This window comes from uncultured Marinobacter sp. (genome assembly GCF_913055835.1).
Classification (GTDB): Bacteria; Pseudomonadota; Gammaproteobacteria; order Pseudomonadales; family Oleiphilaceae; genus Marinobacter.
Genome location: NZ_CAJXKQ010000011.1, coordinates 1 through 13,337, shown reverse-complemented (window position 1 = coordinate 13,337; position 13,337 = coordinate 1). Strand labels below are relative to the sequence as shown.

Annotated in this window: 10 protein-coding genes and 1 pseudogene; 7 read left to right on the top strand and 4 right to left on the bottom strand. The window is 52.0% G+C overall.

Annotated features, from left to right (window positions below):
- Nucleotides 1-36: 36 nt before the first annotated feature.
- From QZ534_RS08050 to QZ534_RS18880, 6 genes are all read left to right on the top strand, one after another.
- Complete coding sequence (locus QZ534_RS08050) at nt 37-2,022, top strand: class I SAM-dependent DNA methyltransferase (protein WP_296933491.1); 1,986 nt, start codon at nt 37-39, stop codon at nt 2,020-2,022.
- The gene (locus QZ534_RS08045) at nt 2,019-3,437 is read left to right on the top strand and encodes a restriction endonuclease subunit S (protein WP_296933488.1); all 1,419 of its coding nucleotides are present in this window, start codon (nt 2,019-2,021) and stop codon (nt 3,435-3,437) included. Before QZ534_RS08050 ends, QZ534_RS08045 begins: the two co-directional genes overlap by 4 nt.
- Complete coding sequence (locus QZ534_RS08040) at nt 3,434-4,375, top strand: GIY-YIG nuclease family protein (RefSeq protein WP_296933487.1); 942 nt, start codon at nt 3,434-3,436, stop codon at nt 4,373-4,375. Before QZ534_RS08045 ends, QZ534_RS08040 begins: the two co-directional genes overlap by 4 nt.
- Nucleotides 4,376-4,434: 59 nt before the next feature.
- Entirely contained in the window at nt 4,435-7,623 is a 3,189-nt protein-coding gene (locus tag QZ534_RS08035; protein WP_296933485.1) for a type I restriction endonuclease, read from the top strand.
- Between the two features lie 25 nt (nt 7,624-7,648).
- On the top strand, nt 7,649-8,461 hold the full coding sequence (locus tag QZ534_RS08030; RefSeq protein WP_296933483.1) for a hypothetical protein: 813 nt from the start codon (nt 7,649-7,651) through the stop codon (nt 8,459-8,461).
- A gap of 1,127 nt (nt 8,462-9,588) precedes the next feature.
- Complete coding sequence (locus tag QZ534_RS18880; RefSeq protein WP_366935814.1) at nt 9,589-10,281, top strand: HNH endonuclease family protein; 693 nt, start codon at nt 9,589-9,591, stop codon at nt 10,279-10,281.
- A gap of 102 nt (nt 10,282-10,383) precedes the next feature.
- Here the strand turns inward: QZ534_RS18880 and QZ534_RS08020 are convergent, their stop codons facing one another.
- The 4 genes and pseudogenes from QZ534_RS08020 to QZ534_RS08005 all read right to left on the bottom strand — a co-directional run bounded on the left by QZ534_RS08020 (nt 10,384) and on the right by QZ534_RS08005 (nt 12,950).
- Entirely contained in the window at nt 10,384-10,806 is a 423-nt protein-coding gene (locus tag QZ534_RS08020; protein ID WP_296933481.1) for a HipA N-terminal domain-containing protein, read from the bottom strand.
- Nucleotides 10,736-10,978, bottom strand: a pseudogene (locus QZ534_RS08015) (integrase core domain-containing protein); the annotation flags it as partial. The gene QZ534_RS08020 and the pseudogene QZ534_RS08015, both read right to left, overlap by 71 nt.
- A gap of 23 nt (nt 10,979-11,001) precedes the next feature.
- Nucleotides 11,002-12,402 (bottom strand): DEAD/DEAH box helicase family protein, encoded by a 1,401-nt coding sequence (locus tag QZ534_RS08010; protein ID WP_296933479.1) that lies wholly within the window; start codon nt 12,400-12,402, stop codon nt 11,002-11,004.
- A complete protein-coding gene (locus QZ534_RS08005) occupies nt 12,399-12,950 on the bottom strand; it encodes a hypothetical protein (protein ID WP_296933477.1) in 552 nt (183 codons plus the stop codon). Before QZ534_RS08005 ends, QZ534_RS08010 begins: the two co-directional genes overlap by 4 nt.
- 116 nt (nt 12,951-13,066) lie before the next feature.
- Here QZ534_RS08005 and QZ534_RS08000 point away from each other — a divergent pair, with 116 nt between their 5' ends.
- On the top strand, nt 13,067-13,282 hold the full coding sequence (locus QZ534_RS08000) for a helix-turn-helix transcriptional regulator (RefSeq protein WP_296933475.1): 216 nt from the start codon (nt 13,067-13,069) through the stop codon (nt 13,280-13,282).
- Nucleotides 13,283-13,337: the final 55 nt, after the last annotated feature.

The following is a 13,337-nucleotide window of genomic DNA, read 5'->3' as shown; positions in this document are numbered from 1 at the left end:
CGCAGTCCGACAACATGCTGTATTGGAGCTCCACGGATGACTGACAACAAAACCAACCACTCTCAAACCGCCGCTTTTATCTGGTCGGTTGCCGATCTTCTGCGCGGTGATTTCAAGCAGAGCCAGTATGGGCGGGTCATCCTGCCGTTTACCCTGTTGCGTCGTCTGGAGTGTGTTCTTGAGCCAACGAAGGCTCAGGTGCTCTCCGCGGCCCAGGAACACCAGACCAAACCGGATGCAGTTCGCGAGAAACTGTTGCTCCGGGCTGCCGATCAGCAATTCTTCAATGCCTCCCCGTTGAGCCTGGCTACCCTATCTGACAGCCAGACGGCTGATGATCTGATGAGCTATGTTCAGTCGTTCAGCCAGGACGCCCGGGAGATCTTCGAGCACTTCCATTTCGAAGACTTTGTTCAGCAGCTCAGCGCCAACAACTTGCTATATCAGGTGGTGCAGCGGTTTGCCAGCATTAACCTGAGCCCGGAAACCATCAGCAATTTTGGTATGGGGATCATCTTTGAGGAGTTGATCCGGAAATTCGCAGAGAGCTCCAACGAAACGGCCGGGGAGCACTTCACGCCTCGTGACATCGTGCACTTGACCACTTCCCTTGTCCTAACCGGACAGGAGAGCCGGCTGACGCCCAACAGCATTGTTACCATCTATGATCCTACGGCGGGTACCGGTGGGTTCTTATCCGAGGGCGACGAGTACATTCAACAGATCAGCGAGAGTGTCACTGTCTCACTGCACGGTCAGGAACTGAACCCGGAGTCCTACGCCATTTGTAAGGCTGACATGCTGATCAAAGGCCAGGAAGTCAGCAACATCAAGCTCGGGAATACGCTGTCAGATGACCAGCTGGCTGCCAACAAGTTTGACCTGATGCTCAGTAACCCACCTTTTGGGGTGGAGTGGAAAAAAGTTCAGAAGCAGGTCACCGATGAGCACAAACACCGGGGCTTCGATGGCCGCTTTGGACCTGGGCTACCCCGTGTGTCCGATGGTTCGCTTCTGTTCCTGATGCATCTGGTCAGCAAGATGCGGGATGCCCGTGAAGGTGGCTCCCGGATCGGCATCATTCTCAATGGTAGCCCGTTGTTTACGGGTGGTGCTGGCAGTGGCGAATCCGAAATCCGGCGCTATCTGCTGCAGAACGATATGGTCGAAGCCATCGTGGCCCTGCCCACGGATATGTTCTACAACACCGGCATCTCCACCTATGTGTGGGTGCTCTCCAACAATAAGCCGGCTGAGCGCAAAGGCAAAGTCCAACTGATCGATGCTACAGATCGGTCGACTAAGATGCGTAAGTCCCTCGGCAGTAAGCGCCAGTTTGTCAGCGAGTCCGACCAGGACGAAATCGTGCGGATGTACGGGGACTTCCAGGAAACCAAGAAGAGCAAGATCTTCCCCATCGAAGCCTTTGGTTATCGCCGGATCACGGTCGAGCGTCCGCTGAAGTTGAACTTCCAGGCTTCGGAAAATCGGATTGAGCGAATCGCGGATGAGAAAGCCATCCAGAAAATGGATCACGAAGACCGGGACAAAATCCTCGCTGCCTGTCGTGCTATGGATACGGAGACGGTCTATCGGAATCGCAAACAGTTCCAGAAAGCCTTGAAAGCGTCACTCACTGACCATCAGGTGTACCTGAGTGCGCCGCAACTAAAAGCTTTGCTCAATGCCCTGAGTGAGCGTGATCCAGAAGCGGATATCTGCACGGACAGCAAGGGCAATCCAGAAGCTGACACCGGCCTGCGGGATTATGAAAACGTGCCTCTCACAGAGTCCGTGTTCGACTACTTTGACCGGGAAGTGAACCCCCATTTGCCAGACGCCTGGATAGACGAGTCCAAGCGGGACGAAAAGGATGGCGAAGTCGGCATCGTGGGCTTCGAAATTCCGTTCAACCGGCACTTCTATGAGTTCACGCCGCCCCGGCCGCTGGAAGAGATTGATGCTGATTTGAAAAAGTGCACCGATCGGATCAAGCAGATGATCGAGGAGTTGTCTGCATGAGCTTTCATAAATACCCAGAATACAAAAGCATCGATTTCGATTGGCTTGACGAGTTACCTGAGTCTTGGAGTGTGAAAAAACTAAAGTACGTTGCCGGCGTGCGTGCAAGCGGTGTTGATAAACACAAGCGAGAAGGCGAGCAGGAAGTTAAATTTCTGGGGACGGATACAGTCTACTCTACACCAGAGATTTCGAAAGCGGTTCAGTTTCAGTTAAACGTATCAACGGCATCAACCAATGATATCAAACAGTTTCAAATCGAAGCTGGAGACCTCCTAGTCACAAAGGATTCAGTAGTTCCAACACGAATAGCAGATGTCTCAATTATAGTTGAACCAATGGAGCACACTATTTGTGGCTATCACCTGGTACTCATCCGTCCGAAGCCTAGATTAATAAACCCTCGGTTTTTGTTTTACTGCATCAAGAGTAAAGGGGCGAATAAATACCTTTTATCTATAGCCCGCGGCACAACCATTATTGGCATATCAGCCCAAACGATCTCAGGTCTGAGGTTACCTGAGCCCTCTTTACTTGAGCAAAGCCAAATCGCCCAATTCTTGGATCACGAAACCACCAAAATCGACGCACTTATTCGCGAGCAAGAGCGCCTGATAGAGCTGCTTCAGGAAAAACGCCAGGCCGTGATTTCCCATGCGGTGACCAAGGGGCTGGATCCGGATGTGCCAACCAAGGATTCTGGAGTGGAGTGGCTTGGGGAAGTGCCAGCGCATTGGAAAGTAATGCCGGTGAAGTTTCTTGTCAGTTTCGTTACCAGTGGATCACGTGGATGGGCGGATTTTTACTCTGATTCTGGTGAGCTATTTTTCCGAATCACTAATCTGACACGAGACTCTATCCGACCGAAGCTTGAGTCAATCCAGTATGTTACACCACCCGAAGGAAGCGAAGGCTCCAGGGCGAAAATCAAAGTTGGTGACATCCTGGTTTCCATTACAGCAGATCTTGGTTCTGTCTGTGCAGCGGACAAATCGATAGAAGGTGGTTATGTGAGTCAGCATGTTGCCCTTGCGAGGCCTATTGCCACTCTCTGCAGTTCAAACTGGCTTGCCTATTTTATTCTGGGTAATGCTGCGAAGGAGCAGTTACTTGGCTCTGGTTATGGAGGTACGAAGGTTCAGCTTAGTCTGGAAGATATTCGTGAACTCGTCGTCGCGGTGCCTCCAACCGACGAACAAATCTCGATCGCACAGATGCTGGATAAGCGACTACAGGAAATGGAAGCGTTGATAAGTGAGGCCAAGGCGGCGATGGCGCTGCTGTCGGAACGCCGGTCCGCACTCATATCTGCTGCTGTTACCGGCAAGATTGATGTCCGCAACTGGCAACCACCAACAGATGAAAACGCCTTCAATGAGGAAGTGCGTCAGACTGGAATAGAGGCTACCGTATGAACCATGGACGCGGCATCCGCTTATTCCTTGTTGATGGCACACCGAACGGTCTTCTGACTGCCGAAATCATGAACTGGACCGGCCATGCTCTGACTGGGCCTCGTACGAAACTCACCGAGTTGGTGCAACGACCAGAATGCGGTCGTACCGGTGTGTATTTCCTGGTGGGCCCAGATCCGGATAACGCCATGCGTCCCTTGGTCTACATCGGTGAATCCGATGATGTGGCCAAACGCCTGAAGCAACACAACCGACCAGAACCCCAAGGCGGCAAAGACTTCTGGGAGCGGGTGTGCTTGATCACCAGCAAAGACCAGAATCTCACCAAAGCCCATGTGAAGTACCTGGAAAGCCAACTCATCGCCATTGCTAAGCAATCCGGACGTTGTGGCCTGGTAAACGGCACCGCTCACGATTACACGGTGCTCCCAGAGTCCGATCAATCCGATATGGCGTTCTTCATTGAGCAAGTCCGCATCATTCTGCCTGTTCTGGGCTTCGATTTTCTCCGTGATCGTCAAAAAATAGCGGCTCAAATTCAGGGTAAAGCTGGCGCGGAGGGTGATGATCCCACCTTTTTCATGGAGCTACCCAAGTACGGGATTCGTGCCAAAGCCCGGGAAGTTGACGGCGAGTTTGTGGTGCTTGAGGGCAGTCAGGCGCGAGACAAATGGGTGAGCGGAAGTAGCTACACCAGCTATCGCCCGCTCTATGATCAATTAACAGCAGACGGCGTACTCGTGCCAGATGCCTCCGGCGCGGTGCGTTTCACTCAAGATCAATCATTCTCAAGCCCCAGCGCAGCCGCTGCAGTGGTATCCGGCCGCTCGGCGAATGGCCGGATTGTCTGGACTGAAGAGTCCAGCAGGAAGTCCTACGGTGACTGGCAAAGTTCGCTTGTCGAGGCTCAAAGTACCGCAGAAGAGCTCAAGGATTGATCCAGAGCATTTAAGCACTGGCCAGTGGTCAAAAGGTTCGAAGGATACGAGGAGTAGTCATGGCTGACAGCCGCGAGAGAGTGTTCCAGAACGACATCATTGCCGCCATGAGTGATCAGGGCTGGCTAGTCGGCAAGGCGTCTGAGTACGACAAGGCGCATGCCTTGTATCCGGAAGACCTGGTAGGTTATTTCCAAAAGGCTTGGCCGGACCGTTGGGAAAAGTTCTGCAAGGGTAATCCGCAGAACCCAGAAAAGGTACTCATCCAGAAAACGGTTCGGGAACTTGAGAAAAAGGGCACTCTCGATGTGCTGCGCCATGGTTTCAAAGTACCGGGTGTGAAGGTCGATCTGTGCAGCTTCAAACCGGATCACGGCATGAACCCGGATACAGAACGTCGATATAACGCCAACCGGTTGCGCGTGGTGGAGGAAGTGTCTTACTCACCCCACGCACGGACCGGGGACTACAACCCCCGTCTGGATCTGGTGCTCTTCGTCAATGGGATTCCTACCGCGACGCTGGAGCTCAAAAGCGAGTTCAAGCAGACCGTCGAGCATGCTAAGCGCCAGTACAAAAAGGATCGACCGGTCAAAGACTCGCTGACACGAAAGCCCGAACCGCTGCTGACCTTTAAGCGGGGGGCTCTGGTCCACTTTGCCGTGAGCCAGGACGAGGTGGCGATGACCACCAAACTGAATGGCAAAGACACGTTCTTCCTGCCGTTCAACCGAGGGACTGCTGATGGTGGCGCTGGTAACCCCAGGGCAGAGGATGAGGACACCTACGCGACGGCGTATCTGTGGCAACAGCTGTTCCAGAAGGACAATTGGCTAAAAGTGATTGGCCGGTTCTTACACCTGGAGAAGAAGACGGTAGAGGACTTCTACGGCAACCGGAAGACCAAAGAAACCCTGATCTTCCCCCGCTACCACCAGTGGGATGTGGTCAATCAATTGGTTCAAACCACACAAGCCGAAGGGGCCGGTAAGCGTTATCTGATTCAACACAGTGCCGGTTCGGGGAAGTCGAACTCGATTGCCTGGTCAGCACATCAACTGGCTCAACTCTACAACGAGGACGGCCAGAAGCTGTTCAGTTCGATCATCGTGGTAACTGACCGTACGGTGCTGGATAGCCAGCTTCAGAATACGATCTACCAGTTTGAACACGCCCAGGGCGTTGTACGGCCTATATCCCGGGATCTCGGTAATCAGAGTAAGTCGGAACAGTTGGCCGAAGCATTAGCGGAACAGACCCGGATCATCATCGTTACGATCCAGACATTCCCAGCCTTGTTCGATGCCTTGGATAAGCACCCCAGGTTGGCTGCGGGCCGATATGCTGTCATAGCTGACGAGGCGCACTCATCGCAGACAGGATCCTCTGCAACCAAGCTGAAGGCGATTCTTGGCGGTGATTTGCCGGAGGGTGAGGAAGTCAGCGCCGAGGAGTTGTTAGACGCTGCGGTGGCTGCCCGAAAACCGAGCCAGAAGATCAGCTACTACGCATTCACAGCGACCCCCAAGGCCAAGACCCTGGAGTTGTTTGGCCGTGAGCCAGACCCGACACAACCGCGTAGCGAAACCAACAAACCTCAGCCCTTTCATGTTTACTCCATGCGCCAGGCCATTGAGGAAGGCTTCATCCTCGACGTGCTGAAGCGGTACACCACCTACGCAGTGGCTTGGAAGCTCGCGCATCCAGATGCAGAAGACGAAGAGGTCGATTCGAAGAAAGCCCGGACCACACTGGCTCGATGGGTGCGACTGCATCCTTACAACATAAGCCAGAAGGTCGAAATTATTGTTGGGCACTTCCGGGAAAACGTCCGGCACCTGCTGGATGGCCAGGCAAAGGCCATGGTGGTCACCAGCAGTCGACAGGAAGCCGTCCGGTACCAGCTGGCGATGCAACAGTACATCAAAGGTCAGGGCTACCAGGACGTTCACCCCCTGGTTGCCTTTTCAGGAAGCCTACCACCCGATGACGTAATCCCGGAAGAAGTCACCGAAACCAGCAGTCTTTTGAACCCGGGCCTGAATGGCCGGGATCACGCCAGGGCGTTCGACACCGACGAATACAACGTGATGCTGGTCGCCAACAAGTATCAGACTGGCTTCGACCAGCCGAAGCTCTGCGCCATGTACGTCGACAAGAAACTCAAGGGTGTGGAATGCGTACAGACGCTCTCGCGCCTGAATCGGCTGTTTCCTGGCAAGGAGACCTTCATCCTGGACTTCATCAACGATGCCCAGGATATCCTCGATTCGTTCCTGCCGTACTACAACAAGGCGGAGCTGACCGGCGTCTCCGACGCTCAGGTGGTTTATGACCTCCAGGAAGCTCTGGATGTCGAGCAGGTGTACCACTGGGACGAAGTGGAGGCCTTTGCGCGGGCGTTCTTCGATCCCAAGGCCGCATCTTCCAAGCTTAGCTATTACTGCCAGCCGGCCCGGGAGCGATTCAACAAGCGATACAAGCTGCTCCGTGACGAACGAGCACAGGTCCGAGCTGTCAGGCAGCAGGCTGAGGCTGATGGGAATGCAATTGGCTTAAAGCAGGCCGACGCTTCTCTCAAAGAGATTGGCGAAGGCCTCGATCAATTGGACCTGTTCAAGAAAAACCTGGGCAGCTTTGTTCGGGCTTATGAGTTCTTGTCACAGATTGTGTTCTTTGAGGATCCGGAGCTGGAACAGCTATGCGTTTTTGCCAAGCACTTACTACCGTTGCTGCGCCAGGAAATTTTAGATGAGGACGAAATCGATATTTCAGAGCTGGAGCTAAGCCATTACCGGATCACCAAGCGAAAGGAGCATGAGCTTCGGTTAGAAGGTGAGGACGATTCGGACGGACTGGATCCGATTACGGGTGTCGGCACCGGAAAGCCCCACGATCCGGAAAAAGAACGTCTGTCCAAAATCATCGAAAAGCTGAATGACATCTTCGGCGCTGAAGTCAGCGATGAGGATCAGCTTCATTTTGCGAACGGGATTGCTGATCGGGTTCGCCGAGATGAAGCGGTGATGGCTCAGGTAGACGGCCACTCACCGGATCAAGTGATGCACGGATTGCTTCCAAAGCGGCTAACTGACCTGGTGCTGGACTCCATGACGGACCATGAAAAATTATCGATGGAAATATTGGAGAGTGAACCAAAACAGAGAGCGTTCGCACTGCTGATTCTAAGCCTTCTCAAGAATCCGTCTCACAAAGGGACGTTTAACGACGCCTCGTCACAATCGTAGCCTTGTGGCGGGGACAGGTATAGCAATGCAAGAAATCGTGTTTGATGCAGGGATACTCGTAACCGCGGGGCTAGCCGTCATTGGTTACTATTGGAAGCTGAGCCTGGAGCGCCGGGAGGGCTCTCGTGTCTTGCTTTTTCACTTGATGGAAATACGGCACGAACTACTGATCGAACGCCCAAAATTGAATGCGGCGGTGGATGAATTCCAGGACGAGTTCAAGAAAATACTTGGAGACAGACCAAATTTGAAAAGCATTATGGTCAATGAGTTTCCAAAGGAATACGTCGCCACTATTCTTACAACGCTGATGGATGGCTTGGTCAGGGCAGACCCAAAGTTGCTCGACAGCTATGAGACGGCTCTATACAACTACTCAAGATTCAATCCTCTGTTGGCTCACCGCGTTCGCGGAATGAAGCTTCTCCCTAAGTTATCGGAAAACCTGACGAACATAGTCGCTGCAATGACTGAGGCACTGCCCGATAGCGAAGAGGCAACGCTGGTAAGCGCGATCGGACAACAAGAACTCGAATCATCGAACGAGAGAACACTCCAAGAACTCATTGTTGATCTTGAGAAAATAATACGCCGTGTCAGTTGGAGTGCAGGGGTGTGGTTCTGGCTTTACAGTCTGTTTTTGGGCGCAAAACGCAAAAAAATGGCTAATCGAGACAAAGGGGACGCTTTCGATCTGCATGCGTTCATGGAGTCTTTTTTCCGCTCAATCGCACTGGCTACCAACCCTTCAGAAGAGCTCAGAGAGCAAATAAAGCACGCAAAGCTGGACGATATCTTGGATCAATGGGAAGCCTCTTTGGGCGAGGCGAAAGAATAAAAAATCTGTCTCAACATGGCAGAACGGCCTGTTCGCCATCATTTGCTCACCGCCAAGAACTCTCAAACACAACATGTTGATAACATTTTGTTATGCACATAAGTGTGGGTAAATCATTAAGCATTTGTTTTAACTGAAAATCGATATCCACAGGCATGCTTCTTTCATAATGACCTTATTGTTTCCGTCACCATATCTTGTATCATCGAGGCGTTGCTTGATTTTCAGGCAATAAAAAAACCCCAGGGGTTGAGTCCTGAGGTTTTTAGCAACCGAGGGGTAAGGGATCAATCTTGGCGGAAAGGCCCTTACCGAAATCCACCAGCCAGTGAGGCTGATAGGAAGAGCATAGTACAAAACTGAGGATTTTCCTGCCAAGACCAATTGGTTATAAGGTCCCAGTCTGTGACGAAGCGCCCATCACCTCACTGGCTATCTCGTACAGGAGATCAGCCATGGTCATCAGACCCGCTGTCTACGTTCGAGCTTACTTCCGAATGGTCAATGGCACGCTCCAGCGCGTTTGCGCCCATTTCCGGAGTTGGCCAAACCACTAAATGAGGACGATGCCGAGGGCATCCCTCGGCATCACTAGAATCTTTTCATTCATGTGAGGTGACGCATGTCCAAAAAATACCGAAGCGCTGTAACGGGCCGTTATGTAACCGAGACCTTTGCCAAGAAACACCCGCGGGAAACCGTGGGCGAAAAGAGCAAATCGTCTCGGAAGAAAAAATAGCGATACGGGCACACGGACGTGCCTTTGACCTCTCTGCCGGCTCTGGTGGCGTGCTTGTGTTTGGCGCAGACCCACTGCGCATAATCTGAGGTTATGGCGAAACGTCTCTGGGGACAGGAGCCAGGTCTCTCCCTGGCGCGTCACACCACTGGGCAGGTGTCGCGTTTGCCTGGCATCCTTGCCGGCGTTGAGCCCCGATCCCCCTGATCAATTGACTCCGAGCTAGTGTCTGCGACTTGGGCCCCCGGCGAAAGCCGATATCACTGCAAAGCGATTGGGATATCTCCTACGGCGAGACAAGCGAGGCCGTGCCCGATACGATGGCAGCCAAATTACGCTTGTTGTATTTAAGGAGAAGTAGTTGCGGTATCTCCCGTCCTCATTACTGGTGCTCATACTCGTCATTGGGTTTGCACCCGTTACAGCTGAGACAATCAAAAAGACGTCTTCGGGCATTTGTCATCCACCTGAAAGCTCATATTACGATCGCATCGAAAAATTCCACGGCTTTGACTCACTGGAGACATGCCTGGCTAGTGGCGGTCGCCTACCCAAGCAGTTGGCCTCTAATAACGCGCCCAAACTGAACAAACATCGGGCCGATTCGTACAGACGATCGGCCTTCGGACACGGCTGGGACGATGCCGATGGCGACTGCCAGAACAGCCGTGCTGAGGCATTGATTGCAAGTTCCAGTACGCCAGTGCGTTTCGCGACCGATAAGAGTTGCCGCGTGGTAACCGGTCGCTGGATCAGCCCTTTTACCGGAAACTTGATACAGAACAGCAGCGAAATCGACATTGATCACGTGGTGCCGCTCGCCTGGGCTTGGGAGAGGGGCGCAAGCAACTGGTCCGATGCGCGTCGAGAGAGGTTTGCAAACGACGAACGCAATCTATGGCCCGTTGAGGCCTCTTTGAACCGTAGTAAAGGTGCGAGAGGACCGAATGAATGGTTACCACCTAGTGGGGCCTGTAGCTACGTGGCTCGCTTTCATCGATTGACCAAGATATACAAACTTAAAGTGCGCCCCAAAGAGGCTACTTGGATCGGCGCATTTATAGATGAATGCCGGTCATAAATCGGACACTTAGTACCAATTAGTAATCCGCGTTACTAATTAATACTAAGTCAGTAAGTCTCTAAAATTTTGATAAACAATTCAGATCGGGCAGCGTAGGGATTACGCAGACGGCTCGATCGTCACAGCTCCTGCCAAATCCTTACCGTTATTGATTAGCAAAGTGAAACTGTCTTCGGGGTCAATGCGCTGCTCGTACGCCTGTACTCGTTTCAACCAGCCCTCGGAGCAAAGACCGCTGAAATAGGGAGGCAACCCCTCTGTCTCATAAGGCTCAGAACGAAGAGGTAAGCTCATGCTGAGGGCACTACCGAATTTTAGGTATTGAGCGTCGTACTGAAACCGAACGCGGCTTCCAATACGTTCCATATGCCCTGCAAGTCTGCCATGCATAAATACGGTCGCCTTGGTGCTGAAGCGGCTCATTGATTGCACCTTTTGATGTTTGTAGTGGTCAACTAATCCCAGACAGTATTTTAAGGTTTTTCTCAGCGGCAACGGGCGAAATGCCATCGTTGAATGCATGAGGTCGTTGCCGGTTGTAGTAATCCATCAAGTAGCCACCGACATCTTTTTTGGCCTCGGGTAGGTTCCGATATCCCAGGGCCGGTATCCATTCAGATTTGAGGCTCCGGAACAGCCTCTCCATCGGGGCGTTGTCCCAGCAGTTGCCGCGCCGGCTCATGCTTTGTGTCATTCATATGAAAATTTCCGACCAAGCTACAATACCTTCTCCCCGAATAGGGACAAAACTTCACTCCAGTATTGATTGCTCACACATAGATCAATAGTTTCCCTAGCGCCGTTATGTTCCGGTGCAGCATCCCATGTGCCCGTATTATCGATATCGAGTTCCCACTCCGTTGTGTAATTCTCTTTCTGCAGCACTTCAGACCTTTTAGTTTCGTCCGTGCTTTGCTTTGATGATTTTGGTGAAAATGAAACCACATGATGCCCTGGTAGGTCCTCACCAATTCTGCGTGCGAACTCTGTCAAACTGGGTTCAGCAAGGACGTAAAGCCAGCCACCAATGTCATAGGGCTCCCCTGTTTGACGCCGGAGTATTCTGCCGAGAACTTGCCGAAAATGGAGCTCTGTTCGAATCCTGCTGAGATGACAACACACCTGCAATCTCGGGATGTCAGTTCCTTCACTGATCATCCCCACAGAAATGATCCATCGATCAGATGATGTTTTGAAGTTTGAAATAATTTGATGGGCTCCGGGCGTGTTGTAAGTGACAACAACAGGCCTTTCTCCGAGCGCCGCAAGCCGAACTGCAATCTGCTTTGCATGTGCCGCTGTCGCAGCTACGATGAGGCCAGCAGCGGATGGAACCTGCTTCCGGATCTCTAATAATTTTTTGGATGCTTCCGAGAGTGTATGGTCGATCACTTCGTCCCGAAACAGAAAGTCAGGATATGTAATATGACCCTGACTGATTGTTTCCCGGATGCTGGAGTAGGTTTTGAGGCCGAGTTCCGATGACCTCAGGCTGATTTCCCGATTATCAGTGAGCACGATTTTTGGGGCTCGGCAAACGCCGTCGATAACCGCCCGCTCTAAACCGTATTCGTAATCGCAATGGAGCTCTCCGTCAGGCTGCGTGTAGCGAGAAAGTACGATTGGGTTGTCGTCACTCCTCCAAGGTGTTCCTGATAGCGCCATTGTGAGGGAGGCCTTTCCTTGAATCCTATCGAGAATTGTTCGCCCCCAACTGTTGCCAATTGTGAGTTCGTCCCAACTGCTACCGGAGCAGTGATGGATCTCGTCCAAAACCACGAAGACTCTGTGCTCACCCAGTACTTGCCATAGCTCTCTGGGAAGCGTGTTCATCGACTGATAGGTGTAAGAACCACCCGCGGCCCCAATCTGGCCATTGAAGCTTCGCCCAAGGATTTGGCTAAATGTCGAGGCGACGCTTTGCGACACTGTCCGTGAAGGGGAGAAGCATAGGACGAAATCGATTTTATTGCGTTCCAGAAGGGCCTTAGCCACTGACGCTACCATGACGGTTTTGCCCGCCGCAGGTGTTGCGTGGCATAGAAAGTGGGTTTGGTACTCAAAAGCTTGAAGAGCTTGATCGACGCACTCGCGCTGCCAAACGCGCAATTGGATCATGCGGGAAACCCAATTTTAGTGATGACCGACTCTACAGCACGAAGTTGACCTAGTAGCTTTGTGCTTCTCTCCCGAGACTCCAGGTACTGCGCCTTCACGGCGCTCCGAAGTGCCGGGTACTTGTGATATAGGCGCTGGTATTCCTCCGCTTCACCAATACTGGCAATCAGTTCGACCTTTCTTTTAGAAAGCTCCTCCTGCAACGCCCGCTGTGTATCACTATCCATCGACGATTCAACGTGCCCATATGCAGCCTTAAATGGAGAAGGCTTGGATTCCAGGGAAATGTCTTGTTTGTTTGAACGGTAGATAAACTTGCATCCGCGACCAGTCGATCCCTCGTAGCGATCGATAACTTTTGCCTTTTCAAGGCGTAGAAGTTCTCTGTATATGTGCTTGCGAACTTGGTTGCGGCTTGGCCGCTGAACTTCGGGTATTTGAAGAAGATACATATCCCGAATGCTGGTATTGGAAAAAGGAGTATCTGGCTGCTGTCTCAGGAGTTCGATCAGGATCTTGTCGACGCTCAGTGGTTGCGATTTTTTCATAAGGCGGTCCGATTGGTCTCTAGGTCGATCTGGTCGACCCCCGAAAAATGGGTAGTATATGCCGTGGTCTCCCATGCCTCAAGAAACCATAGTCTTGTCTTTTGTGAGGGCAAGAAATGGGCTCACCGATTTGTGAGGCGTTTGGCCGGAATTTGCGTGCGATTCGAAAATCGAAAGGGTTTTCTCAGGAACGACTCGCTCATGAAACGGGAATTGATCGAAGTTATTTGGGGAAGATTGAGAGAGGAGAAGTGAATATCACTATCGAAAAAATCTACCTGCTAGCAGATCATCTACAGTGCTCACCTAAGGAAGGTCTGAATAACCGGTGATTTTTGCCGATATTGTTTCAATGCAGCGAAAATCGGGAATTTCAGACGTTGTTTT

Coding starts and splice junctions, on each gene's coding strand:
- QZ534_RS08000 (WP_296933475.1), top strand. CDS start 13,067: ATGGGCTCACCGATTTGTGAGGCGTTTGGCCGGAATTTGCGTGCGATT.
- QZ534_RS08040 (WP_296933487.1), top strand. CDS start 3,434: ATGAACCATGGACGCGGCATCCGCTTATTCCTTGTTGATGGCACACCG.
- QZ534_RS08045 (WP_296933488.1), top strand. CDS start 2,019: ATGAGCTTTCATAAATACCCAGAATACAAAAGCATCGATTTCGATTGG.
- QZ534_RS08005 (WP_296933477.1), bottom strand. CDS start 12,950: ATGAAAAAATCGCAACCACTGAGCGTCGACAAGATCCTGATCGAACTC.
- QZ534_RS08010 (WP_296933479.1), bottom strand. CDS start 12,402: ATGATCCAATTGCGCGTTTGGCAGCGCGAGTGCGTCGATCAAGCTCTT.
- QZ534_RS08030 (WP_296933483.1), top strand. CDS start 7,649: ATGCAAGAAATCGTGTTTGATGCAGGGATACTCGTAACCGCGGGGCTA.
- QZ534_RS08050 (WP_296933491.1), top strand. CDS start 37: ATGACTGACAACAAAACCAACCACTCTCAAACCGCCGCTTTTATCTGG.
- QZ534_RS08020 (WP_296933481.1), bottom strand. CDS start 10,806: ATGCATTCAACGATGGCATTTCGCCCGTTGCCGCTGAGAAAAACCTTA.
- QZ534_RS08035 (WP_296933485.1), top strand. CDS start 4,435: ATGGCTGACAGCCGCGAGAGAGTGTTCCAGAACGACATCATTGCCGCC.